Here is a 23562-nt window from a genome sequence, read left to right as displayed (position 1 = left end):
CGGGGAGACTGAGCGTTCGACTGCCCGAAATGGTACGCGCCGTGACCACGCCCGCCGCATCGGTCACCGGGCGCCCGCGCTCCCGGGCCGCCCCCGCGTGACGCAGTCCGCGCGAAATGAGGTCGCCACTCCTGACCGCCGGGTGAGATCCTGGGATCCGTATGTCTACTTCCTTCGCCGATCTCCAGTCCCAGCTCGGACAGCTCTCGCTCCGTGACGCGAACCGGCTCGGCCGGCGCCTCGAAGGAGCGCGCCGCATCCGCAAGCCCGAGGCCCGCCAGTCCGTGCTGGACGAGATCGCGGCCGAGGCGGGCAAGGCGGCCGAACGGCTCGCGACCCGCGCGGCCCGGCTGCCGGCCCTGTCGTACCCGGAAGAGCTGCCCGTCAGCCAGAAGAAGGACGAGATCCTGGAGGCGATACGCGACCACCAGGTCGTGATCGTCGCCGGTGAGACCGGGTCCGGGAAGACCACGCAGATCCCCAAGATCTGTATGGAGCTGGGGCGCGGCGTCCGGGGCATGATCGGCCACACCCAGCCCCGCCGGATCGCCGCCCGTACGGTCGCGGAGCGCGTCGCGGACGAGCTGAAGACGCCGCTGGGCGAGACCGTCGGCTGGAAGGTCCGCTTCACCGACCAGGTGAACCCGGAGTCGACGTATCTGAAGCTGATGACCGACGGCATCCTGCTCGCCGAGATCCAGACGGACCGCGAGCTGCTGGCGTACGACACGATCATCATCGACGAGGCCCACGAGCGGTCGCTGAACATCGACTTCCTGCTCGGCTATCTGGCCCGGCTGCTGCCCAAGCGCCCGGATCTGAAGGTCGTCATCACCTCGGCGACCATCGACCCGGAGCGGTTCGCGCGCCACTTCGGCGAGGCGCCGATCGTGGAGGTCAGCGGCCGGACGTATCCGGTGGAGGTCAGGTACCGCCCCCTCCTCGAGGACGACAGCGAGGACTCCGACCGCGACCAGATCACCGCGATCTGCGACGCCGTGGACGAGCTGGGCCACGAGGCCCCCGGTGACGTGCTGGTCTTCCTCTCCGGTGAGCGCGAGATCCGGGACACGGCGGACGCGCTGAACAAGCGGAACCTCCGGCACACCGAGGTGCTCCCCCTCTACGCGCGCCTCTCGCACGCCGAGCAGCACCGCGTCTTCCAACGCCACACGGGACGCCGCATCGTGCTGGCGACCAACGTGGCCGAGACCTCGCTGACCGTTCCCGGCATCAAGTACGTGATCGACCCGGGCAACGCCCGTATCTCCCGCTACAGCCACCGCACGAAGGTCCAGCGGCTGCCGATCGAGCGGATCTCCCAGGCCAGCGCCAACCAGCGCAAGGGCCGTTGCGGCCGTACCTCGGACGGCATCTGCATCCGGCTGTACTCGGAGGACGACTTCACCACCCGGCCGGAGTTCACCGACCCGGAGATCCTGCGGACCAACCTGGCCTCCGTCATCCTCCAGATGACCGCCGCCGGGCTCGGCGACATCGAGAAGTTCCCCTTCATCGACCCGCCGGACCACCGCAACATCCGCGACGGTGTGCAGCTCCTCCAGGAGCTGGGGGCGCTGGACCCGGCGGAGAAGGATCCGAAGAAGCGGCTCACCCCGCTCGGCCGCAAGCTCTCCCAGCTTCCCGTCGACCCGCGCCTGGCCCGCATGGTCATCGAGGCCGACAAGAACGGCTGCGCCCGCGAGGTCATGGTCATCGCCGCCGCGCTCTCCATCCAGGACCCGCGCGAGCGGCCCTCGGAGAAGCAGACGCAGGCCGACCAGAACCACGCCCGGTTCAAGGACGAGACCTCCGACTTCCTGGCGTATCTGAACCTCTGGGCCTACATCCGCGAGCAGCAGAAGGAGCGTGGCTCGTCCTCGTTCCGCCGGATGTGCAAGCAGGATTATCTGAACTTCCTGCGCATCCGCGAATGGCAGGACATCTACGCGCAGCTGCGCACGGTCGCCAAGCAGATGGGCATCACCGTCGAGGAGCCCAAGGCGGAGGCGTCCATCCCCGAGCAGGCGGTGCACACCTCGCTGCTGGCCGGGCTGCTGTCGCACATCGGGCTGAAGGACACCGAGAAGAACGAGTACCTGGGCGCGCGCAGCGCCAAGTTCGCGATCTTCCCGGGGTCGGCGCTGTTCAAGAAGCAGCCGCGGTTCGTGATGTCGGCGGAGCTGGTGGAGACCTCGCGGCTCTGGGCGCGGGTCAACGCCAAGGTGGAGCCCGAGTGGATCGAGCCGCTGGCGCAGCACCTGCTGAAGCGCACCTACAGCGAGCCGCACTGGGAGAAGGACCAGGCCGCGGTGATGGCGTACGAGCGGGTCACGCTCTACGGGGTGCCGATCATCGCCCAGCGCAAGATCAATTTCGGCCGTATCGACCAGGAGGCCTCGCGGGATCTGTTCATCCGCAACGCCCTGGTCGAGGGTGACTGGCGCACGCACCACCAGTTCTTCCACGACAACCGCAAACTCCTCGGCGAGGTCGAGGAGTTGGAGCACCGTGCCCGGCGCCGCGACATCCTCGTGGACGACGAGACGCTCTTCGACTTCTATGACCGGCGCATCCCGGAGCACATCGTCTCCGGGGCGCACTTCGACTCCTGGTGGAAGAACAAGAAGCGCGAGGAGCCGGACGCGCTCGACTTCGAGCGCTCCATGCTGATCAACGAGAAGGCCGGGGCCGTCACCAAGGACGACTACCCGGACTCCTGGCGGCAGGGGAAGCTCAAGTTCAGGGTGACGTACCAGTTCGAGCCCGGCGCCGACGCGGACGGTGTGACCGTCCACGTGCCGCTCCAGGTGCTGAACCAGGTCACCGCCGAGGGCTTCGACTGGCAGATCCCGGGGCTGCGCGAGGAGGTCGTCACCGAGCTGATCCGCTCGCTGCCGAAGCCGGTCCGCCGGCATTACGTCCCCGCGCCGAACTACGCCGGCAAGTTCCTCGACCGGGCCGTTCCGCTCCAGGAGCCGCTGCCGCAGACCCTGGCGCGGGAGCTCCAGCGCATGGTCGGCGTGCCGGTCACGGCGGACGACTTCGACCTCTCCCGGGTCCCGGACCATCTGAAGATCACGTTCCGGATCGTCGACGAGCGGCGCCGCAAGGTCGCCGAGGACAAGGACCTGGAGGCGCTCAAGCTCCAGCTGCGTCCGAAGGCCCGCCAGGCGCTCTCCAAGGCCGCCGCGGCGACCGCCGGGCCCTCCGGAGAGTCCATCGAGCGCTCGGGCCTCACGGAGTGGACGATCGGCACGCTGAACAAGGTCTTCGAGACGCGTCGGGCCGGGCAGCCGGTGAAGGCCTACCCGGCGCTGGTGGACCAGGGCGGCACCGTCGCCGTACGCCTCTTCGACACCGAGGCCGAGCAGCAGCAGGCGATGTGGCGCGGGACCCGGAAGCTGATCCTGCTGAACATCCCGGTCAACCCGGCGAAGTTCGCCTCCGACCGGCTCACCAACCAGCAGAAGCTGGCCCTGTCCCGCAACCCGCACGGCTCGGTCCAGGCCCTCTTCGAGGACTGCGCCACCGCCGCCGCCGACCGGCTGATCGCCGCGCACGGGGGCCCGGCGTGGGACGAGAAGGCGTTCCGGACGCTCTACGACAAGGTGCGCGCCGATCTGGTGGACCTGACCGTCCGCACGATCGACCAGGTGCAGCAGATCCTGGCCGCCTGGCAGGCCTGTGAGCGCCGCCTCAAGTCGACCAACAGCCTGACGCTGGTCGCCAACGTCGCCGACGTACGGGAGCAGCTGGCCCGTCTCGTACCGCCCGGTTTCGTCACGGCGACGGGGCTGCGGCGGCTGCCGGACCTGATGCGGTACCTGGTCGCGGCCGACCGGCGGCTCCAGCAGATGCCGACGGCCGTGCAGCGGGACACCACGCGGATGGCGAAGGTCCACGAGATGCAGGACGAGTACGCGTGGCTGCTCGAACAGCTCCCGCAGGGACGGCCGGTGGGGCAGGAGGTGCTGGACGTCCGCTGGATGATCGAGGAGCTGCGGGTCAGCTACTTCGCGCATGCGCTGGGGACCGCGTTCCCGGTCTCCGACAAGCGGATCGTGAAGGCGATCGACGCGCTCGCGCCCTGACGCGAGGGCGCCGGGAGCGGTGACGGTGTCACCACCAGGAGTGAAGTCGACCTGGACCTCCCACCTCCTGTACAGTCTGGTTTCGCAGCAAGCCGCAAGGCAGCAGCGAAAACCTGGTCCTGTGGAGCAGTTTGGAGTGCTCGCCACCCTGTCAAGGTGGAGGCCGCGGGTTCAAATCCCGTCAGGACCGCAGTAGGAGAGAGCCCGGATCATTCCGATCCGGGCTCTCTCGCGTTCCGGGGGCCTCTCGCACCCTTGACGGCGCCTTCCGCCGCGGGTACCCCGTAGAGACGAGGCCGCCCCTGTTTCCCTCGGCGAGGGGCGGCCGGGCTCACCGGGAGGTGGCTCGTATGTCCGCGTCCACAGCACGACACGAGACCCGCGCACTGCTCCGTGCCCATCTGGCCGCCGCTTACGGCTACGGCCACCTCACCCGCCACTGCCCGGTCTGCCACCGGCTCCTGCGCCTCGCCATGGAGCCCGGGGACGGGGACGGAGCCGCCGCGGAGCCTGTGTACGGGCCGCGGGAGCCCCGGGAGCGCGCCGCGAGCCCGTCGGCGGTCGAGGACGCATCCGCCGAGCCGGCCCGGGACGAGGACGAAAGACCCTCCACTCCGTGACCATCGGCCGGATGATTCCGCGTCCGGACAGTGGCAGGCTCGTAGTTGGCAAGCATCAGACAGTGTGACGGGTGTCACCGAAAGAGTTTTCAGACCGGGGTACTTTACGCCTGCCTTACAACTGGCGAATTTAATATGTGCAATTGCACCGCCCCGACCGTTCGGCCGGACCGTTCCGTCCGGGGCTGTCCCACCGAGTCCGGGACGCTCACCCACACTCCCGCACAGACCCGCTCACAGACCCACGAAGGGCGCCGGGACGGACGGCGGCACCTGGGCGGCGCGGGCCGCGGAGGGCCCCGAAGCCGACCGACCACCCGGTTATCGGTCACCCGCCCCCAGGCCCCGCACAGGGTGTGCGAGGGGCGTACGCGGACACGAGAGGCCTCGGTGGTGCGATCCCGGCCCAGGGGCCGGGACATAAAAAGATCGCGCTGGACCCGGCGGAGTCCAGCGCGATCAGAAACGACGTACCCGTACACAGGTATGACGCCCGTTGGGGCAGGCGTCCGTCGAGTGGAGCTGTGTATGGGCGGCCTGGGGTTGGGGGACCTGGCGGCTGCCCGGTTGTGATGCCGTGCTGCTGTCGAGCTGCGTGACAGGGGTGTGTCAGGCCTCGCTGCGCTGCTGCGGAATACCCGCAAGCAGTGCGCGGACCTCTGCCTCGCGGTACCGGCGATGTCCACCGAGCGTGCGGATGGACGTGAGCTTGCCAGCCTTGGCCCAACGGGTGACCGTCTTCGGGTCCACGCGGAACATCGTGGCAACCTCAGCCGGGGTCAGCAGCGGCTCGGCATCAGGGGTGCGAGCGGTCATGAGCGGCCTCCTCGGGAGAACCGAACCTTCTCGGTTCTTTCCTCTAAATTCTGCACCTTGACCCGCGTTGCCCGAAATGGCGGACGCGGGCCGAGTCGGTTATAGGACGAACGGCTTGTCCTCGGCACTACAACTACACCATCCGTCCAGCCGCGTCGGCCAAACCGATGGAATTGCCCTCCCAGGTGTTCATCAGCGACGGAAGCCGATGGACCATGCCATAGCGGACAGTCACGCCACCGTGACGATCAGTCACAGAGCGATCAGGAGTCATCAGACCCCCCATAGAGTGCAATGCTGAGCATTCCGCCCTTACTTGGACGGAAGGAGCCCTCCCCGGACTCCTTGTCCTATTTTGGCATGAGGAGTAGGGATGGGCGCAAGGGCACCGTTAGTGCTATCCATCACGCTTGAGGCAAAGGCCCGGTTCGGGACGTAGGTCCTGGGTCGGAAGGCGTACGCTGCCGCCCCACCCACCACACGTGTCACACGGGACGCAGGTTCACGGCCCGTCAACTCCCCTTCGCGGCCCCTGCCCAGGCGATCCGGCCGGCTCCCTCGCCGGGCTCGCACTCCTCCTCCTTCCCGCCCGGTCGGTCTTCCGTTCCGTCCTGGATGAAGGATGCCCCGGTTCCGTCACGTTGATGCCGCTGTGGGTCTTTTCACGTCAATTGGTGAACTGGCGGTCCCGGACCGCCCGCCACCGCTCCGCCAGCCGCGCGTACGCCTCTCCCGCACCCTCGGCGTCGCCGTTCCCGAGCGCCGTGAGCCCCTCGGCCACATCCGCCGCCGACCGGTCCCCGGCCAGCTGCGCGGCGGAGAGCGCGTGCACCAGGCCCCCGTAGTCCAGCTCCACCAGCGAGTGCGGATGGAACTCCTCCAGCCAGCGCCCCACTTCCACCAGGCCGTCGACGAGCGGCCCGCCGGTGACGTTCTCCCGCAGCGTCCGCAGCCCCCGGGCCAGCCGGCGCCGCGCCTCCACCATCGGCGTCCGGTAGCGCAGCACCGGCTCCCCGCCCTCGCCGTCCGCCGCCAGGTACTCCCGCTCCTCGTCCCGGAAGAGGACGAACCACCGCACCGGGACCTGCCACACCGTCGTACGGATCCACGGCCGCGCGTCCGGGTTCCGGCGCCGCCAGCGCTCATGGTCGGCCTGCGCCTGGCCCCGCACCACCTCGGGCAGCAAGGAGTCCAGCACGTTGGCCGGAAACATTCCCCCCAGCTCCTCCAGCGCGAGCCACCCCCGCAGCCGGGTCCGCCACGGGCAGACGCACACCACCCCGTACAGCTCCGCCACGAACGCGTCGCCGCTCTCGTGCACGGGCACCCCGACCGGCGGCGTCGGCACCAAGTCGGCCAGCGAGCGGCGCAGTTCGTCCTGGGCCGTGGGCAGCACCGGACGCTCGGCGTAGCGGGCCCAGTGACTGCGCTCGGGCTCCGCGAAGGCGGCGAGCGGCTCGTACACCCGGAGGTACGACGTGTAAGGGACGAGCACTGAAGACACCACCGACATGCAGCGCATCGTGCCACGCCGGAACACCCCCTTGGGGTGATCCTCGGCACGGGGGCAGATCCGCGCCGCCGGAGGACTTACGCTCTTGCCCATCGGACCGGCCGTGCCGGTCGGTCCGGGGTCCTCCCCACCCCTAGGAGGACCTCCCCGCCGCTTCGTACTTGGGAGTCACCACAGTGACCGATGTGACCGGCGCGCCTGGCGATGTACTGCACACCCTGTTCCACTCGGATCAGGGGGGCCACGAGCAAGTCGTGATCTGCCAGGACCGTGCCACCGGCCTCAAGGCCGTCATCGCCCTCCACAACACCGCCCTCGGCCCCGGCCTCGGCGGCACCCGCTTCTACCCGTACGCGAACGAGGCCGAGGCCATCGCCGACGCGCTGAACCTCTCGCGCGGGATGTCGTACAAGAACGCCCTGGCCGGACTCGACCACGGTGGCGGCAAGGCCGTCATCATCGGCGACCCGGAGAAGATCGAGGCATCGCAGAAAACCGAACTCCTCCTGGCGTACGGACGGTTCGTCGCCTCGCTCGGCGGCCGTTACGTCACCGCCTGCGATGTCGGCACCTATGTCGCCGACATGGACGTCGTCGCCCGCGAGTGCCGCTGGACCACCGGCCGCTCCCCCGAGAACGGCGGCGCCGGCGACTCCTCCGTCCTCACCGCCTTCGGCGTCTTCCAGGGCATGCGGGCCTCGGCCCAGCACCTGTGGGGCGACCCGACGCTGCGCGGCCGCACGGTCGGCGTCGCCGGGGTCGGCAAGGTGGGCCACCACCTCGTCGAGCACCTGCTCGCCGACGGGGCCGAGGTCGTGATCACCGATGTCCGCGAGGAATCGGTGCGCCGCATCACCGATCTGCACCCCGAGGTCACCGTCGCGGCCGACACCGAGGCGCTGATCCGCACGGAGGGCCTCGACGTCTACGCGCCCTGTGCGCTCGGCGGCGCGCTGAACGACGCGACCGTCCCGGTCCTCACGGCGAAGGTGGTCTGCGGCGCGGCCAACAACCAGCTGGCCCACCCGGGCATCGAGAAGGACCTGGCCGACCGGTCGGTTCTCTACGCCCCCGACTACGTGGTCAACGCCGGTGGCGTGATCCAGGTCGCCGACGAGCTCAACGGGTTCGACTTCGACCGGTGCAAGGCGAAGGCGGCGAAGATCTTCGACACTACGCTGGAAATATTCGCACGTGCGAAGGCGGACGGCATTCCGCCCGCCGCGGCGGCCGACCGGATCGCCGAGCAGCGGATGGCCGAGGCGCGCGGTCGCTGACGCGCACACGCACGACCCGCGGGCCGGCGGGAGACAAGACTCACGCCGGTCGGCGGGTCGTGCGTGCAGAAGAGGTTAAAATCGCAGTTGACCAGCGGGGACGGGGCTCCTCACTGGCCCTGCACCGGGGCGCAAGACGCGGGCGGCGTACCGTATGGCCTTGGAAGCAGGTACCGTTAAAGCCCTACGGGCGCGGTCTCTCTGTCGAGAGTCCGTCCTGAAACATGAACGCGTGTCAAGACTCTGGGGCCGTCGAGCCCCGTCACCGAGGGGGTCGAGCCATGGGGCGCGGCCGGGCAAAGGCCAAGCAGACCAAGGTCGCCCGCCAGCTGAAGTACAGCAGCGGCGGGACGGACCTGTCGCGTCTGGCCAATGAGCTGGGCGCATCGCCTTCGAGTCAGCCACCGAACGCCGAGCCGTTCGAGGACGACGACGAGGAAGATGACCCGTACGCACAGTACGCGGATCGCTACAACAAGGACGATGACGAGGATCAGGACGACCAGTCCGGTCCGTCGTCACAGCGCCGCGGCGCTTGACCTCGCGCTGACACATCAACCCGGTCCGGGCCTGCCCCGGGCCGGGTTCTGTGTGTCCTGATCCGGTCCGGATGCGGTTCCCCCGGTGTGCGCCGGGCGGATTCGGCCTGTTCGGCCCACCCGGCGCACACACCGGCGTACGGCTGCTCAGCGTGCGTAGCTGCCCGTCAGCTCGGCGCCCGTGGTCCGGTCACCGCGGGCGGTGATCTCACCGGCGACCCAGGAGTCGACCCCGCGGTCGGCCAGGGTCGTCAGGGCGGCGTCCACCGAGTCGGCCGGGACGATCGCGATCATGCCGACGCCCATGTTCAGCGTCTTCTCCAGCTCCAGCTGCTCCACCTGGCCGGCCGTGCCGACGAGGTCGAAGACCGCGCCGGGCGTCCAGGTGGAACGGTCCACCGTGGCGTGCAGCCCGTCCGGGATGACCCGGGCCAGGTTGTTCGCCAGGCCGCCGCCGGTGACGTGGCTGAAGCCGTGCACCTCGGTCGTCCGGGTGAGCGCCAGGCAGTCCAGCGAGTAGATCCGGGTCGGCTCCAGCAGCTCTTCGCCGAGGGTCCGGCCGAACTCCTCGATCTCGCGGTCCAGCGTCCAGCCGGCCCGGTCGAAGACCACGTGGCGGACGAGCGAGTACCCGTTCGAGTGAAGACCGGAGGACGCCATCGCGATGACGGCGTCACCCGTGCGGATACGGTCCGGGCCGAGCAGCCGGTCGGCCTCGACCACGCCCGTACCGGCGCCGGCGACGTCGAAGTCGTCCGGGCCGAGCAGACCGGGGTGTTCGGCCGTCTCGCCGCCGACCAGGGCGCAGCCCGCGAGGACACAGCCCTCGGCGATGCCCTTCACGATCGCCGCGACACGCTCGGGGTGCACCTTGCCGACGCAGATGTAGTCGGTCATGAAGAGCGGCTCGGCACCGCAGACGACGAGGTCGTCCACGACCATGCCGACGAGGTCGTGGCCGATGGTGTCGTACACGCCCATCTGACGCGCCAGGTCCACCTTGGTCCCGACACCGTCGGTGGCGGAGGCGAGCAGCGGACGCTCGTAGCGCTTGAGCGCGGAGGCGTCGAAGAGGCCGGCGAAGCCGCCGAGCCCGCCGAGGCCCGCGACCTCGGGGCGCTGCGTCTTCTTCACCCACTCCTTCATCAGCTCGACGGCACGGTCACCGGCTTCGATGTCGACGCCGGCCGCCGCGTAGGAGGCACCTGTTGTCTCAGACATGGCCTGGGATCTTTCGTGTGGAGATACGGGGCTGGTGGGAGGGGCGACGGCGCGTCCGGGTCACGGACGGCGCAGCGCGTCGGCCGCGGCGGTGGCCGCGGGTCCTGCCGCCAGCTCGGTCTCCAGCAGCTGCTTGCCGAGCAGCTCGGGGTCCGGGAGGTCCATGGGGTACTCACCGTCGAAGCAGGCGCGGCACAGGTTGGGCTTGTCGATGGTCGTCGCCTCGATCATGGAGTCGATCGAGATGTACGAGAGGGAGTCGGCCCCCATCGAGGTGCAGATCTCGTCGACGGTCATGCCGTTGGCGATCAGCTCGGCGCGGGTGGCGAAGTCGATCCCGAAGAAGCAGGGCCACTTCACCGGCGGCGAGGAGATCCGGATGTGGATCTCGGCGGCGCCGGCCTCGCGGAGCATCCGGACCAGGGCGCGCTGGGTGTTGCCGCGGACGATCGAGTCGTCGACGACCACCAGGCGCTTGCCCTTGATGACTTCCTTCAGCGGGTTCAGCTTGAGCCGGATACCGAGTTGGCGGATGGTCTGCGAGGGCTGGATGAAGGTCCGGCCGACGTAGGCGTTCTTCACCAGTCCGGCGCCGAACGGGATGCCGCTGGCCTCCGCGTACCCGATCGCGGCGGGGGTGCCGGATTCCGGGGTCGCTATGACCAGATCCGCCTCCACGGGGGCTTCGGCGGCCAGCTTGCGGCCCATCTCCACCCGGGAGAGGTAGACGTTCCGGCCGGCGATGTCGGTGTCGGGACGGGCCAGGTAGACGTACTCGAAGACACAGCCCTTGGGCTTCGCTTCTGCGAATCGGGAGGTGCGCAGACCGTTCTCGTCGATGGCGACGAGCTCGCCCGGCTCGATCTCGCGTACGTAGCTGGCACCGCAGATGTCGAGTGCGGCGGACTCGGAGGCGACCACCCAGCCGCGCTCCAGACGACCGAGCACCAGCGGGCGGATGCCCTGCGGGTCACGGGCGGCGTAGAGGGTGTGCTCGTCCATGAAGACGAGCGAGAACGCGCCCTTGACGTCGGGGAGCACCTTGGCGGCGGCTTCCTCGATGGTCAGCGGCTTGTCGTCCTCGTCGCGCTGCCCGGCGAGCAGCGCGGTCACCAGGTCGGTGTCGTTGGTCGCGGCGACCTGGGTGGCGCGGCCGTCCTTGCGGGGGAGGTCGGCGACCATCTCCGCGAGCTGGGCGGTGTTGACCAGGTTCCCGTTGTGGCCGAGGGCGATCGAGCCGTGCGCGGTGGCACGGAACGTCGGCTGCGCGTTCTCCCACACCGAGGCACCGGTGGTGGAGTAGCGGGCATGACCGACCGCGATATGGCCCTGGAGGGAACCCAGAGACGTTTCGTCGAAGACCTGCGAGACCAGTCCCATGTCCTTGAAGACCAGGATCTGGGACCCGTTGCTCACTGCGATGCCCGCGGATTCCTGTCCGCGGTGCTGCAGGGCATACAGTCCGAAATAGGTGAGCTTGGCGACCTCTTCACCCGGAGCCCAGACACCGAAGACGCCACAAGCGTCCTGGGGGCCTTTCTCTCCGGGGAGCAGGTCGTGGTTGAGTCGTCCATCACCACGGGGCACGGCACCGAGTGTAGGCGAGATCGACCACTGGTCCGAATTGGGGACCGGTCGGCAAAGCCGGTGCGGATCACGGCATACGGGTCCGTCCGCCGTGTCGGGCGGGTGATTCGCGGGACTTCGAGCGGTGACGCTGCGTGATCATGGAGCGGATGTCACGGAGCTCGGGGAGCCGGTGCGGGGCTCACTGTCGGGCCGGGAGGCCGGTTACCGACCGGTAGGGGCGGTGGGCCGGGACCGGGCGGCGGCCGTCCGGCCGTGGCGCTCGGTGAACCTGTCCCGAACCCGTCCCGGCCGCTGGCCGAACGCTCGTTTCGTGGTGAGCCTCACACCGGGGAGCCGGGTTCAGCCGTGCTCCTGGGCGCCCTCGGCCTTCGCCGGGGTGGCCGTGGCGCCGAGGCCCTTGCCGTCCTTGGAGGTGACGGTGAGCGTGGAGCCCTTGATCGTGTACGTCGCCGGGCCGTCCAGGGCCGCGAGGACCGCGCGCTCCGTCGTCATCTCCGCCTCCGGGCACAGCCTCTTGGTGCCGGCCGGCGGCCCGAAGGTGATGGTGGAGCCCTTGACCTCCGCCGTGCCGTGGAAGGAGTTGCAGCCGGAGTCGCCGTGCACGGTGCCGTCCTCGCCGAAGGTCAGGTGAGGCACCCGGTCCTTGGGGAGGTCGGCGGGCACGGAGGTCGCCGTCTCACCGCTGAGCAGGGTGTTCACCGCCCACCGGGTGCCCACCAGATCGGCCGCCTTCTCCTCGCTGAGCGCGATGGTGTCGCCGCCCTCGGCGGTGAGGGTCAGCTTCTCGCCGGAGAGCTTCGCGGTGACTTCGCCGTCCATCGCCGCGAGGGCGGCCTTCTCGGCCTTCTCGGTGGCCTCGTCGCACGCCATCTGCGTGGAGACGGGCGCGCCGAAGGTGATCCGGTCGCCCTTGACCTGGGCGTCCGCTCCGATCTGGTTGCACCCGAAGTCGGCCTTGGCCCGGCCCTTCGGGTCGATCTCCAGCCGGGAGCCCTCCGGAGCCTCGGTCTTCTTCCCGCCGACGGTCATGGAGTCGACGCTCCACGCCACCCCCGTGACGGGCACATCGCTCTGCACGGTGTCGCCGCCGTCACCGGAACCGGAGCCGGAACCCGGCTCCGTACCGCAGGCGGCGAGGGTGAGGAGGGCCAGGACGCTGACGCTGACTGCCATACGTTGTGTGTGCATGGCGATGGGACGGGACGGGCCCCCGATCCGGTTCCGTCGCCGGGGACGCGTCAGCCCATCAGGGGCAGCAACGCGTTGAGGTCGGCCCGCTCGCCGCTCGCGCTGACCTCGGCGTTCTCCAGGGCCCGCGCCCACCCCGTACGCCCGGTGGCGAGGCGGATCCAGGTCAGCGGGGCGGTCTCCACGACGTTGGGCGGGGTGCCCCGGGTGTGTTTGGGGCCGCCGATGCACTGCACCACCGCGAACGGCGGGACGCGCACCTCGACCGAACCGCCGGGCGCCCGGTCGGCGAGGGTGTCCGCCAGCAGCCGGGTGCAGGCGGCCAGCGCCTGCCGGTCGTACGGGATCTCCAGGCCGAGCGCCTCGTTCAGATCGTCCGTGTGGACGGTCAACTCGACGGTCCGGGTGACCAGGAAGTCGGCCAGCCGCATGGAGCCGACCCGGGTGGGCAGCAGCCGGTCCCCGGTGCCGGAGGCCGGAACGTCCGCGAGGAAGCCCGCCTCCACCTCGTCGTACAGCGCGGTGAGGTCGGGGCGGCCGGTCGCCAGCTCCTCGACGTCATCGGCGATCCGGTCGGCGTGCGCGGCGGTGGCGGGCGGCCACTGGAGGAGCGTGAGCCCGGGCTTGGGTCCGGGCGGCTCCGGCAGGGCCAGGGACCGGCTCACGCTGCCGAGGACCATCGCCATGTGGGCGGCGAGGTCGCGCACCGTCCAGTCGCCGAGCCGGGTCGGCCGGGCGAGCTGCTCGGGCGTCAACGTGACCACGGCGTCGCGGACATGGCCGAACTGGGCGAGCACCGCCGTCCGGGTCCTGAGGTGGTCGTAGGCGCGGGGACGCTTCTTGGCCGGGGGCATGGGGCCGAGACTAACCGGCCGCACCGACACCTCCCTCGGCCCGCTCCCCCACGGTGAACGTCTCGCCGCCCGCCGGGACTCCGACGCCCCGCCAGGTGAACGGGACACCCCGGGCGTCATCGGGGTCCGGGCCGTCCATCAGGTGGAAGTGGAGGTGGGGTTCGGTGGTGTTGCCGGAGTTCCCGACGCGGGCGATCTCCTGCCCGGCCCGGACGGTGTCCCCGGCCCTCACCTGGAGCGAGCCGCGCCTGACGTGCGCGTAGGCCGCGTACGTACCGTCGCCGAGGTCCAGGACCAGGTGGTTGCCGAGGACCCGGCGCACGCCCAGGACCGACCGGACGTTGCCCTCGATGAGCATCAGAAAGGCGAGCGCGGGCAGCGAGTTGCGGCTCAGGTGGTCGCGCTGGCCGTCGCTCGCCCGGACGACGGTGGCGTCGGCCACGGCGAGCAGCGGGGCGCCGAAGGCCGGGAAGGCGTGGTTGCGGCGGACGACCGGCCAGAGCCATCGGAACGCGGGGCGGGCCGGGGCCTCGCCGCCCTCGTCCTCCCGCTCGGCCACGATGTCGATCGCGTACGTCTGCCCGTAGATGTGCGTCCCGTGGCTCGGTACCTTGTCCGCCGGGCTGTTGAGGGCCGTCCAGCGGCCGGTCACCGGTGGGGCGACCTCGACCGGGTCGCGCGGCTCGCCCCGGGGTGCGGCTGCCCGGGCCTGGAGGGTCGTCACGGTCACCATGAGGACGAGGACGACCCCGGCGGGCAGCAGCGTGGTCGCCCACCCCGGTCCCGGCAGATCCGTGACGAACTCACCGATCACCAGCGCGATCAGGACCAGCCAGGACAGTCGCAGGGCGGTCGCGAGGACGGTGCGGACGGACATGTCTCCCCCTGTTGTCGCTGCTTCTGTGCGTCGGTCCTACGGCCGGGCCGCCGTCAGCACCACCAGCAGCGGCACCACCCGGGCCGCCGGCACCTCGTAGCGGCCGCGGCCGGTCGTGTGCAGCCAGCCCGTGCCGGTCAGCTGGCGCAGGTGGTGGTAGATCTGGCCGGTGGTGCCGACCGCGTCGAGTGCGGCCAGTTCGGCGGCGGTACGGCGGCCGCCGAGGATCTCCCGGAGCAGGCGCAGCCGGACCGGGTGGCCGAGCGCGGCGAGCGAGTCCGCCGTGGCCGACGCGCCGGCGGGCCGCTCCCCGTCGTCCGGGTCCTCGCCTTCGAGGAGAGCGCCGGTGAGGGCGCCGTACTGCCACTCGTAACTCTCGCCGGTGGGCAGCCGGACCGCTCCGGTGAAGAGCACTCCCCCGTCGGCGGCGGCCTCCCCGACGTCGGCGAGCTGCTGTTTCAGCCCGTTCAGCGCCCAGAAGTCGCCGTCGCCCAGGCGGGGGGACTCGCGGTCCTGCCGCTCCAGCGCCGTGAGCCGCCGCTCCAGCTCGGCGACCCGCTGCTCCAGCTCCATGACACCAACCTTACGTAATTACGTAATCCTTGACAACGGGTGCGGGGAAAGGCCGAAGCCCCCGCCCGGATGACCCGGTCGGGGGCTTCGGAGAACGCCGGTCGGCGCGCGGCTCAGGCGAGCAGCGCCGGGATCGTCGCCTCGTGTGCCGTACGGAGCTCGCTCAGCGGGATGGAGAACTCGCCCTGGATCTCGATCTCTTCGCCGTCCACGACACCGATCCGGGCGACGGGCAGACCCCGTGCACCACACATGTCGTTGAAGCGGAGCTCCTCGCTGCGCGGGACCGCGACGACCGCACGCCCCGCCGACTCGGAGAAGAGGAACGTGAACGTGTCCAGGCCGTCCGGCACGACCAGCCGGGCACCCTTCCCGCCGCGCAGGCAGGACTCGGTGACCGCCTGGACCAGGCCGCCGTCGCTCAGGTCGTGCGCGGCGTCGATCATGCCGTCGCGCGAGGCCGAGATGAGGATCTCGGCGAGCAGCTTCTCGCGGCCGAGGTCCACCTTGGGCGGCAGACCGCCCAGGTGGTTGTGGACGACCTCGGACCAGGCCGAGCCGCCGAACTCCTCAGCCGTCTCGCCCAGCAGGTAGAGGAGCTGGCCCTCCTCCGCGAAAGCGACCGGCGTACGCCGGGTGACGTCGTCGATCACACCGAGCACGGCCACCACCGGCGTCGGGTGGATCGCCGTCTCACCGGTCTGGTTGTAGAGCGAGACATTGCCGCCGGTGACCGGGGTGCCCAGCTCCAGGCAGCCGTCCGCGAGACCGCGCGTGGCCTCGGCGAACTGCCACATGACGTCCGGGTCCTCGGGGGAGCCGAAGTTGAGGCAGTCCGAGATGGCGAGCGGCTTGGCGCCGGAGGCGGCGACGTTGCGGTACGACTCCGCCAGCGCGAGCTGCGCGCCGGTGTACGGGTCCAGCTTGGCGTACCGGCCGTTGCCGTCGGTCGCCAGCGCCACGCCCAGGTTCGACTCGGCGTCGATGCGGACCATGCCCGCGTCCTCGGGCATCGCCAGCACGGTGTTGCCCTGCACGAAGCGGTCGTACTGGTCGGTGATCCACGCCTTGGAGGCCTGGTTCGGGGAGGCGACCAGCTTGAGGACCTGCTCGCGCAGCTCGGCGGCGTTCGCCGGGCGGGCCAGCTTTCCGGCGTCGTCCGCCTGGAGCGCGTCCTGCCAGGACGGGCGGGCGAACGGGCGGTGGTAGACCGGGCCGTCGTGGGCGACCGAGCGCGGGGGCACGTCCACGATCTGCTCGCCGTGCCAGAAGATCTCCAGCTGGGAGCCGTCGGTCACCTCACCGATGACGGTGGCGATGACGTCCCACTTCTCGCAGATCTCCAGGAAGCGGTCCACGTGCCGCGGCTCGACGATCGCGCACATGCGCTCCTGCGACTCGCTCATGAGGATCTCCTCGGGCGAGAGGGAGGAGTCGCGCAGCGGCACGGTGTCCAACTCGACGCGCATACCGCCGGAACCGGCGGAGGCCAGCTCGCTGGTGGCACAGGAGAGCCCGGCGCCACCGAGGTCCTGGATGCCCGCGACGAGCTTCTCCTGGAAGATCTCCAGGGTGCACTCGATGAGGAGCTTCTCCTGGAAGGGGTCGCCGACCTGGACCGCCGGGCGCTTGGCGGGACCCGTCGACTCGAAGGTCTCGCTCGCCAGCACGGAGACGCCGCCGATGCCGTCGCCGCCGGTGCGGGCGCCGTACAGGATGACCTTGTTGCCGGGGCCCGAGGCCTGCGCGAGGTGGATGTCCTCGTGCTTCATCACGCCGATGCAGCCGGCGTTGACCAGCGGGTTGCCCTGGTAGCAGGAGTCGAAGACGACCTCGCCGCCGATGTTGGGCAGGCCCAGGCAGTTGCCGTAGCCGCCGATGCCCGCGACGACGCCCGGCAGGACGCGCTTGGTGTCGGGGTGGTCGGCCGCGCCGAAGCGCAGCGGGTCCACGACCGCGACCGGGCGGGCGCCCATGGCGAGGATGTCGCGGACGATGCCGCCGATGCCGGTGGCCGCGCCCTGGTAGGGCTCGATGTACGAGGGGTGGTTGTGCGACTCGACCTTGAAGGTGACCGCGTACCCCTGACCGACGTCGACGACGCCCGCGTTCTCCCCGATGCCGACGAGCATCGCGTCGTTCTCGGGGACCTTCTCGCCGAACTGCTTGAGGTGGACCTTGCTGCTCTTGTACGAGCAGTGCTCCGACCACATCACCGAGTACATGGCGAGCTCGGCGCCGGTGGGACGGCGGCCCAGGATCTCGCGGATCCGGGCGTACTCGTCCTCCTTGAGGCCCAGTTCCTTCCAGGGCTGCTCGGCGTCCGGGGTCTCGGCCGCGTGCTTGACCGTATCCAGGCTCATGCGTTGACCAGCTTCTTGATGATCGAGGTGAAGAAACCGAGGCCGTCGGTGCGGCCGGTGCCGATGAGCGGCTCCACAGCGTGCTCCGGGTGCGGCATCAGACCGACGATGTTGCCCGCCGCGTTGGTGATGCCCGCGATGTCACGGAGCGAGCCGTTGGGGTTGCCGTCCAGGTAGCGGAAGGCGACGCGGCCCTCGGCCTCCAGCTCGTCGAGGGTGTGCTCGTCGGCGGTGTACCGGCCGTCCATGTTCTTGAGCGGGACCCTGATCTCCTGGCCGGCGCTGTAGTCCGAGGTCCAGGCGGTCTCCGCGTTCTCCACCCGCAGGCTCTGGTCACGGCAGATGAAGTGGAGGTGGTTGTTGCGCAGCATCGCGCCGGGCAGCAGGTGCGCCTCGGTCAGGATCTGGAAGCCGTTGCAGATGCCGAGGACCGGCATACCGGCCTTCGCCTGCTCGATGAGCGGCTCCATCACCGGCGAGAAGCGCGAGATCGCGCCGGCCCGCAGGTAGTCCCCGTAGGAGAAACCGCCGGCCAGGACGACCGCGTCGACCTGGTGCAGATCCTTGTCGCGGTGCCAGAGGGATACGGGCTCCGCGCCCGCGATCCGGACGGCCCGCAGAGCGTCCTGATCGTCGAGGGTGCCGGGAAAAGTGACGACGCCGATACGGGTGGTCACTTCTCCTCCTCCACCTTCACGGTGAAGTCCTCGATGACGGTGTTGGCGAGGAAGGTCTCGGCCATCTCGTTAATACGGGCGAGGGCGGCGTCGTCCACCGGCCCCTCGACCTCCAGCTCGAAACGCTTTCCCTGACGAACGTCCGCGATTCCCTCAAAGCCGAGACGGGGCAGCGCACGCTGCACCGCCTGTCCCTGCGGGTCGAGGATCTCCGGCTTGAGCATGACGTCGACTACGACGCGTGCCACTGGCACTCCCGGTGTGGTGGTGTGATGCGGCTGTCTCTCCGGGGGGTTCCCCAGACCCCCGCGGGTCCACTCAGCGTACCTGGCCGAAAATTCTACGCGGGTAGATATGGGACGGAACGGACGCGGCGGCGAGAGGGCGCGGGCTCGGCGCAGATCACGCCGGGATATCGGCCGCGACAACATGCGGGAAAAGTCCTGGGAAAAAAATCATGCGCCGGATTGCGCACGGACACGCGGATGTAATTGGCTGGGCTTCACAATGCGGTGCCCACCGCTGTACAAATGATTACCCGGGGAAAGCAGCATTGCCCCGGAACACCGGAACACTCGACATCAGTCGATCCGTATCCGCCTAACAGCCGGAAGGCCGGCCCACCGGCGCACGCACGACGCGCCGACGCCGTAGGAAAGGACCGATATCCGTGGCCCAGCGCGTAGTGGTTACGCTCTCCGACGACATCGACGGGGGAACAGCGGCGGAAACGGTCACCTTCGCCCTGGACGGGAAGACGTACGAGATCGACCTCAATCCCGCCAACGCGAAGAAACTGCGGAAGGCCCTGGCCCCTTACGTGGCGGCCGGCCGAAAGCAGACAAATGCCAGTAAGCACGGCAGGACCCCCGCGACGTACCACCACACCTCCCTCGCCCCGGACCCCGCGGCCGTCCGCGCCTGGGCCCGCTCGCACCGGATGGAGGTGCCGGCCCGCGGCCGGATCCCGAAGAAGGTGTACGAGGCGTTCAACGCGGCCGGCTGAGGAGCGGGCCCCCGGGGCTCCGGCCCCGGGGGCGGACCGGACCGGCGCGCGGACGCTCCGTCAGGCGGGTTGCGGGCGGGGGGCGCAGGGGCCGGACCGGGGTCCGGGGGGCCGGTCGGCGGCCCGCTCCGGGGGACCCGCCGGGAGCCGACTTGCGCGACACCCCCGCAGGTCGGCTAGAGTCTGGAGCACGCCGAGGGGCGAGGCCGAAAGGCCGGATCCCGAGCCGCGTGCGGGTGTAGTTCAGTAGTAGAACAGCCCCCTTCCAGGGGGAAGGCGCAGTGTGCAATTCCTGTCACCCGCTCTGCACAACTCTTCGGACCACTCCGGTGGATCAGGTAGAGTAGTGCTCGCTCCACCGGTGAAAGCCGAGTGGCTGCACTGCGGACGTAGCTCAGTTGGTAGAGCGCAACCTTGCCAAGGTTGAGGTCGCCAGTTCGAACCTGGTCGTCCGCTCCACAGAGACAGAGGCCCTGACCGATTTCGGTCAGGGCCTCTGTCGTTCCCCGCACCTTCTCCATGACGTTTGTCATGAGCAGTGGTGACAGCGCGCACTGCTCGCGGGCCGGGTCCGGCGGAAAACTCGAAGCATGACCAGCGACGACTTTCTCAGCGACCGAACGACAGGTGGCACGGCAGACGCGGAGACGGTGATCGCGGCGGACGGGGTCCGCCGCAGCTACAAGGACGGCTTCGAGGCCGTTTCCGGGGTCTCCTTCTCCGTGGCCCGCGGCGAGCTGTTCGCCCTGCTCGGGACGAACGGCGCGGGCAAGACCTCCACCGTGGAGCTCCTCGAAGGGCTGGCGCTCCCGACCTCCGGCACCATCAGGGTCCTCGGCCACGACCCGTACCGCGAACGCGCCGCCGTCCGGCCCCGGACCGGGGTGATGCTCCAGGAGGGCGGCTTCCCCTCCGACCTCACCGTGCTGGAGACCGCGCGGATGTGGTCGGCGTGCACCACCGGCGCCCGGCCCGCCGCCGAGGCCCTGGAGATGGTGGGCCTCACCAGCCGGACCGGGGTGCGGGTCAAGCAGCTGTCCGGCGGGGAGAAGCGGCGCCTGGACCTGGCGCTGGCCCTGACCTCGCGGCCCGAGGTGCTCTTCCTGGACGAGCCGACGACGGGGCTGGACGCGGAGGGGCGGCGGGACACCTGGGACCTCATCCGGGCGCTCCGGGACGGCGGCACGACCGTACTGCTGACCACGCACTACCTGGAGGAGGCCGAGGCGCTCGCGGACCGGCTGGCGATCATGCACCAGGGGCAGATCGTGACGGCCGGGACGACCGCCGAGGTGACCGCGTCGCAGCCCGCCAGGATCCGGTTCACGCTGCCCGACGGCGTACCGGCGGGGCATCTTCCGCTCTCGCTGCGGGCGGGTGCGGAGGGGCAGCGGGTGGAGATCCGCACCTCCGAGCTCCAGGAGTCGCTGCACGAACTGCTGGGCTGGGCCCGGGAGTCGGGCGTGCGGCTGCTCGGACTCGACGCCCGTTCCGCCTCCCTGGAGGAGGCGTTCCTCCAGATCGCGAACACCCAGCTCCGCTCCCGGGCCGACGACCCGCGCCGGGCAGGGGCCAAGCCCACGGACGACACGAAGAAGAAGGTGACGGCATGACCACCACGACCGTCCTCCCGGGCCCCCGCCGGTCCCCCTCGAAGACCTCCGCCTCCGCGCGGCGGCTCACCGCCCTCGCCCGCGCCGAGCTGGTGCTGCTGATCCGCAACCGGTCCGCGATCTTCATCGCCCTGGTGCTGCCGATCGTGATGATCTTCTCGATCCGGGCCTCGCTCCAGCAGATCGACCTCGCCGGCACCGGCCTCTCCATCGCGGGCGCCGCCCTCGCCGGCGGTATCGGCATCGTGCTGGTGCAGGTCGTCTACATGAACCTCGTCACCGGTTACGTCACCCGGCGTGAGGAGCTCGTCCTCAAGCGGCTGCGCACCGGCGAGATCACCGACCGCGAGATCCTGACCGCCACCGCTCTGCCCTCGATCGCGCTGGCGCTCCTCCAGTGCGTCCTGCTGGTCGCGGCCGGTGCGGTCGCCTTCGACCTGGCGGCGCCGAAGCGGCCCGAGCTGTTCCTGGTGGGGCTGGTGGTGGGGCTCGTGATGATGTCCGCGCTGGCCGCCGCGACCTCCGCGCTGACCCGTACGGTCCAGACCGCGCAGCTCACCACGTTGCCGCTGTTCTTCGTCTCGCTCTTCGGCTCCGGGATCTTCGTCCCGCTGGACGTCTTCCCGGACGGGCTGGCCTCGGTGTTCGAGCTGCTGCCGCTGACCGGTGTGATGACCCTCGTACGGCACGGCTGGCTCGGCGGTGTGGAGGGCGGTGACCTGCTCACGGCGGCCGTGGCGGCGCTGGCCTGGACCGTGTTCGCGGTGTTTGCTGTGCAGCGGTGGTTCCGCTGGGACCCGCGCGGCTGACGTGAAGGGGCTGAAGGGTGTGATCGATCGGGTACGGGACTGGCGGCGCGGCTGGCACGCGCGCAGCAAGCTGCAACGCATCGATCTGTACACCCGGGCGACGCTCTGCGCCCTCCCCTGGCTCTTCCTCGTCTCCTGGGGGCTGCTGCCGCTGCTGCCGACCCTGGGCCAGGGCCCGTTGCCCGCCGTACTGGCCGTGGCGTTCTTCGTCGTGAACACCGCCCAGTGCGTGCTGAGCAACCGCGACCTGGCAGCGGCGTTCGCCCACCACCGAGGTGCCGTCGCCTTCCCCCGGCGACGGCTCCGCGTCCCGGTGGCGCTCCAGGCCGTGATGACCGGTCTGCTGGTGGCGCTGGCGGCGACGGGCGACGTCAAGGACGCGGGGCTGGCCCTGCTGGTGCTGGACCTCCCGCTGGCGTTCGCCATCGTCTACGTGCTCCTCGTTCCCGTCCGCACCTACCTGGTGCACTGTGCGGCCTTCGCGGCGGTCCTGGTGGCGCTGCTCGCCGTCGTCGGAGTCCCCGGGGGGCTGCTGTTCGGAGCGGCCCTCTCGATGCTGGTCGTCGTCCTGCTGGTCCTCACCTCGGTACGGCCGAGCGCCTGGACCATGAGCGTGATGTGGCAGGCCGAGGAGGCGCGGGACATGCAGGCCCGGCTCGCGGTGGCGGAGGAGCGGCTGCGGTTCGGCCGGGACATGCACGACGTGCTGGGCCGGAACCTGGCGGTGATCGCGCTGAAGAGCGAGCTGGCCGTGGAGCTGGCCCAGCGCGGGAACGCGGCGGCCGTGGACCAGATGGTCGAGGTGCAGCGGATCGCCCGCGCCTCCCAGCAGGAGGTACGCGATGTCGTACGGGGCTACCGCGAGGCCGACCTGCCCACCGAACTGCTCGGCGCCAAGGGCGTGCTGGAGGCGGCCGGTATCTCCTGCACCGTCGAGGGCGCCGAAGGACCGGCGGGGATCGGGGCGCCCCCGGCCGTCCAGGCGGCCCTCGGCTGGGTGGTCCGCGAGGCGGCGACCAACGTCCTGCGCCACGGCGACCCCCGGCACTGCGTGATCCGGCTCACGACGGGGGCGGGCGCCGTGGTGCTGGAGGTCGAGAACGACGGGGCGGTCTCCGGGGTGACCGACGCGGCCGGGGGCGGCGGCTCCGGGCTGGCCGGGCTGCGGGAGCGGCTCGCGGCCCTGGGCGGATCGCTGGAGGCCGGGGCGGCCGGGGACGGCCTGTTCCGGGTGACGGCGACGGTCCCGGTGGCCGCCCCCCGTAACCGCTCCCGCTCCACTTCTCCGGAGGAACGATGACCACCGAAGGCCCCGGCGGCCGGCCCCTGCGGGTCCTGCTCGCCGACGACGAGCACCTCATCCGTGGCGCGCTGGCCGCGCTGCTCGCCCTGGAGGACGACCTCGTGGTCGTCGCGGAGGCGGCGAGCGGACCAGAGGCGCTCGCGATGGCCCTCGCGCACCACCCCGACGTCGCCGTCCTGGACCTCCAGATGCCGGGCGCGGACGGTGTGAAGGTCGCCACATCGCTCCGCGGCGAACTGCCCGGCTGCCGCACCATGATCGTGACCAGCCACGGCCGCCCCGGGCACCTCAAGCGGGCGCTGGCCGCCGGCGTACGCGGGTTCGTGCCCAAGACCGTCAGCGCCCGGCGGCTCGCCGAGATCATCCGTACCGTCCACGCCGGAAACCGTTACGTCGACCCCGAGTTGGCGGCCGACGCGATCTCCGCCGGGGACTCCCCGCTGACCGCCCGGGAGGCCGAGGTCCTCGAACTGGCGGCGGACGGGGCGCCGGTCGCGGAGATCGCGGAGCGGGCCTCGCTCTCGCAGGGGACGGTCCGCAACTACCTCTCCTCGGCCGCGTCCAAGATCGGGGCGGAGAACCGGCACACGGCGGTGCGTCTCGCCCGCGAGCGAGGTTGGGTATAGTGA

General features: G+C 70.5%; 20 protein-coding genes and 3 tRNA genes. 12 read left to right on the top strand and 11 right to left on the bottom strand.

The window, feature by feature from the left end; genetic code table 11:
• Positions 1 to 161 precede the first annotated feature (161 nt).
• From hrpA to D6270_RS17950, 3 genes are all read left to right on the top strand, one after another.
• Complete coding sequence (hrpA, locus tag D6270_RS17960) at positions 162 to 4094, top strand: ATP-dependent RNA helicase HrpA (RefSeq protein WP_109164503.1); 3933 nt, start codon at positions 162 to 164, stop codon at positions 4092 to 4094.
• A gap of 115 nt (positions 4095 to 4209) precedes the next feature.
• Positions 4210 to 4284: transfer RNA gene (locus D6270_RS17955), tRNA-Asp, on the top strand.
• 160 nt (positions 4285 to 4444) lie between these two features.
• Positions 4445 to 4714 carry a DUF6274 family protein gene (locus tag D6270_RS17950; protein WP_109164504.1) on the top strand — a complete coding sequence of 90 codons (270 nt, stop codon included), beginning with the start codon at positions 4445 to 4447 and terminating at the stop codon, positions 4712 to 4714.
• 609 nt (positions 4715 to 5323) lie between these two features.
• On the opposite strand, the gene bldC is transcribed toward D6270_RS17950, so the two are convergent.
• Entirely contained in the window at positions 5324 to 5530 is a 207-nt protein-coding gene (bldC, locus tag D6270_RS17945) for a developmental transcriptional regulator BldC (RefSeq protein WP_003949541.1), read from the bottom strand.
• A 667-nt stretch (positions 5531 to 6197) separates the two neighbouring features.
• On the bottom strand, positions 6198 to 7043 hold the full coding sequence (locus D6270_RS17940; protein ID WP_109164505.1) for a DUF8083 family protein: 846 nt from the start codon (positions 7041 to 7043) through the stop codon (positions 6198 to 6200).
• A 176-nt stretch (positions 7044 to 7219) separates the two neighbouring features.
• Between D6270_RS17940 and D6270_RS17935 the strand changes: the two genes are divergently transcribed.
• Positions 7220 to 8320, top strand: a complete 1101-nt coding sequence (locus tag D6270_RS17935) for a Leu/Phe/Val dehydrogenase (RefSeq protein WP_109164506.1) — start codon at positions 7220 to 7222, stop codon at positions 8318 to 8320.
• A gap of 281 nt (positions 8321 to 8601) precedes the next feature.
• On the top strand, positions 8602 to 8859 hold the full coding sequence (locus D6270_RS17930; RefSeq protein ID WP_073875479.1) for a DUF3073 domain-containing protein: 258 nt from the start codon (positions 8602 to 8604) through the stop codon (positions 8857 to 8859).
• Positions 8860 to 9006: 147 nt separating this feature from the next.
• Here the strand turns inward: D6270_RS17930 and purM are convergent, their stop codons facing one another.
• The 9 genes from purM to purS all read right to left on the bottom strand — a co-directional run bounded on the left by purM (position 9007) and on the right by purS (position 18450).
• On the bottom strand, positions 9007 to 10080 hold the full coding sequence (purM, locus tag D6270_RS17925; RefSeq protein ID WP_109164507.1) for a phosphoribosylformylglycinamidine cyclo-ligase: 1074 nt from the start codon (positions 10078 to 10080) through the stop codon (positions 9007 to 9009).
• Between the two features lie 60 nt (positions 10081 to 10140).
• Positions 10141 to 11667, bottom strand: a complete 1527-nt coding sequence (gene purF / locus D6270_RS17920; protein WP_030076797.1) for an amidophosphoribosyltransferase — start codon at positions 11665 to 11667, stop codon at positions 10141 to 10143.
• A gap of 342 nt (positions 11668 to 12009) precedes the next feature.
• Complete coding sequence (locus D6270_RS17915; RefSeq protein ID WP_109164508.1) at positions 12010 to 12858, bottom strand: META domain-containing protein; 849 nt, start codon at positions 12856 to 12858, stop codon at positions 12010 to 12012.
• Positions 12859 to 12908: 50 nt separating this feature from the next.
• Positions 12909 to 13712, bottom strand: coding sequence for a maleylpyruvate isomerase family mycothiol-dependent enzyme (locus tag D6270_RS17910; RefSeq protein ID WP_109164509.1), 804 nt, complete (start codon positions 13710 to 13712; stop codon positions 12909 to 12911).
• 10 nt (positions 13713 to 13722) lie between these two features.
• On the bottom strand, positions 13723 to 14589 hold the full coding sequence (locus tag D6270_RS17905; protein WP_109164510.1) for a M23 family metallopeptidase: 867 nt from the start codon (positions 14587 to 14589) through the stop codon (positions 13723 to 13725).
• A gap of 36 nt (positions 14590 to 14625) precedes the next feature.
• The gene (locus D6270_RS17900; protein WP_109164511.1) at positions 14626 to 15162 is read right to left on the bottom strand and encodes an ArsR/SmtB family transcription factor; all 537 of its coding nucleotides are present in this window, start codon (positions 15160 to 15162) and stop codon (positions 14626 to 14628) included.
• A gap of 113 nt (positions 15163 to 15275) precedes the next feature.
• The gene (gene purL, locus D6270_RS17895) at positions 15276 to 17525 is read right to left on the bottom strand and encodes a phosphoribosylformylglycinamidine synthase subunit PurL (RefSeq protein WP_109164512.1); all 2250 of its coding nucleotides are present in this window, start codon (positions 17523 to 17525) and stop codon (positions 15276 to 15278) included.
• On the bottom strand, positions 17522 to 18202 hold the full coding sequence (gene purQ / locus D6270_RS17890; RefSeq protein ID WP_109164513.1) for a phosphoribosylformylglycinamidine synthase subunit PurQ: 681 nt from the start codon (positions 18200 to 18202) through the stop codon (positions 17522 to 17524). The genes purL and purQ overlap by 4 nt, the downstream gene beginning before the upstream one ends.
• Positions 18199 to 18450: a phosphoribosylformylglycinamidine synthase subunit PurS gene (purS, locus tag D6270_RS17885; protein ID WP_015610108.1), complete on the bottom strand. Its 252-nt coding sequence runs from the start codon at positions 18448 to 18450 to the stop codon at positions 18199 to 18201. Before purS ends, purQ begins: the two co-directional genes overlap by 4 nt.
• A 422-nt stretch (positions 18451 to 18872) precedes the next feature.
• Between purS and D6270_RS17880 the strand changes: the two genes are divergently transcribed.
• From D6270_RS17880 to D6270_RS17850, 7 genes are all read left to right on the top strand, one after another.
• Entirely contained in the window at positions 18873 to 19208 is a 336-nt protein-coding gene (locus D6270_RS17880; protein WP_109164514.1) for a histone-like nucleoid-structuring protein Lsr2, read from the top strand.
• Positions 19209 to 19440: 232 nt separating this feature from the next.
• Positions 19441 to 19512: transfer RNA gene (locus D6270_RS17875), tRNA-Gly, on the top strand.
• 79 nt (positions 19513 to 19591) lie between these two features.
• Positions 19592 to 19667 (top strand) — tRNA-Gly (locus D6270_RS17870).
• A gap of 131 nt (positions 19668 to 19798) precedes the next feature.
• Entirely contained in the window at positions 19799 to 20821 is a 1023-nt protein-coding gene (locus D6270_RS17865) for an ABC transporter ATP-binding protein (RefSeq protein ID WP_109164515.1), read from the top strand.
• Positions 20818 to 21630, top strand: a complete 813-nt coding sequence (locus tag D6270_RS17860; RefSeq protein WP_109164516.1) for an ABC transporter permease — start codon at positions 20818 to 20820, stop codon at positions 21628 to 21630. Before D6270_RS17865 ends, D6270_RS17860 begins: the two co-directional genes overlap by 4 nt.
• 1 nt (position 21631) lies before the next feature.
• Complete coding sequence (locus tag D6270_RS17855) at positions 21632 to 22930, top strand: sensor histidine kinase (protein WP_109164517.1); 1299 nt, start codon at positions 21632 to 21634, stop codon at positions 22928 to 22930.
• Positions 22927 to 23559 (top strand): response regulator transcription factor, encoded by a 633-nt coding sequence (locus D6270_RS17850; protein ID WP_109164518.1) that lies wholly within the window; start codon positions 22927 to 22929, stop codon positions 23557 to 23559. The genes D6270_RS17855 and D6270_RS17850 overlap by 4 nt, the downstream gene beginning before the upstream one ends.
• The last annotated feature ends 3 nt before the right edge of the window (positions 23560 to 23562 follow it).

It is taken from the genome of Streptomyces griseus subsp. griseus, from assembly GCF_003610995.1.
Taxonomy (GTDB): Bacteria; Actinomycetota; Actinomycetes; order Streptomycetales; family Streptomycetaceae; genus Streptomyces.
The sequence above is the reverse complement of the archived record's forward strand: the minus strand, read 5'-3'. Positions and strand labels throughout refer to the sequence as shown.

Bases quoted from the DNA above. Each gene is read 5' to 3' on its own strand.
- D6270_RS17910 (WP_109164509.1), bottom strand. From the start codon at position 13,712: ATGCCCCCGGCCAAGAAGCGTCCCCGCGCCTACGACCACCTCAGGACC.
- bldC (WP_003949541.1), bottom strand. From the start codon at position 5,530: ATGACCGCTCGCACCCCTGATGCCGAGCCGCTGCTGACCCCGGCTGAG.
- purL (WP_109164512.1), bottom strand. From the start codon at position 17,525: ATGAGCCTGGATACGGTCAAGCACGCGGCCGAGACCCCGGACGCCGAG.
- D6270_RS17905 (WP_109164510.1), bottom strand. From the start codon at position 14,589: ATGTCCGTCCGCACCGTCCTCGCGACCGCCCTGCGACTGTCCTGGCTG.
- hrpA (WP_109164503.1), top strand. From the start codon at position 162: ATGTCTACTTCCTTCGCCGATCTCCAGTCCCAGCTCGGACAGCTCTCG.
- D6270_RS17850 (WP_109164518.1), top strand. From the start codon at position 22,927: ATGACCACCGAAGGCCCCGGCGGCCGGCCCCTGCGGGTCCTGCTCGCC.
- D6270_RS17900 (WP_109164511.1), bottom strand. From the start codon at position 15,162: ATGGAGCTGGAGCAGCGGGTCGCCGAGCTGGAGCGGCGGCTCACGGCG.
- D6270_RS17865 (WP_109164515.1), top strand. From the start codon at position 19,799: ATGACCAGCGACGACTTTCTCAGCGACCGAACGACAGGTGGCACGGCA.
- purM (WP_109164507.1), bottom strand. From the start codon at position 10,080: ATGTCTGAGACAACAGGTGCCTCCTACGCGGCGGCCGGCGTCGACATC.
- D6270_RS17950 (WP_109164504.1), top strand. From the start codon at position 4,445: ATGTCCGCGTCCACAGCACGACACGAGACCCGCGCACTGCTCCGTGCC.
- D6270_RS17940 (WP_109164505.1), bottom strand. From the start codon at position 7,043: ATGTCGGTGGTGTCTTCAGTGCTCGTCCCTTACACGTCGTACCTCCGG.
- D6270_RS17860 (WP_109164516.1), top strand. From the start codon at position 20,818: ATGACCACCACGACCGTCCTCCCGGGCCCCCGCCGGTCCCCCTCGAAG.
- D6270_RS17915 (WP_109164508.1), bottom strand. From the start codon at position 12,858: ATGCACACACAACGTATGGCAGTCAGCGTCAGCGTCCTGGCCCTCCTC.
- D6270_RS17930 (WP_073875479.1), top strand. From the start codon at position 8,602: ATGGGGCGCGGCCGGGCAAAGGCCAAGCAGACCAAGGTCGCCCGCCAG.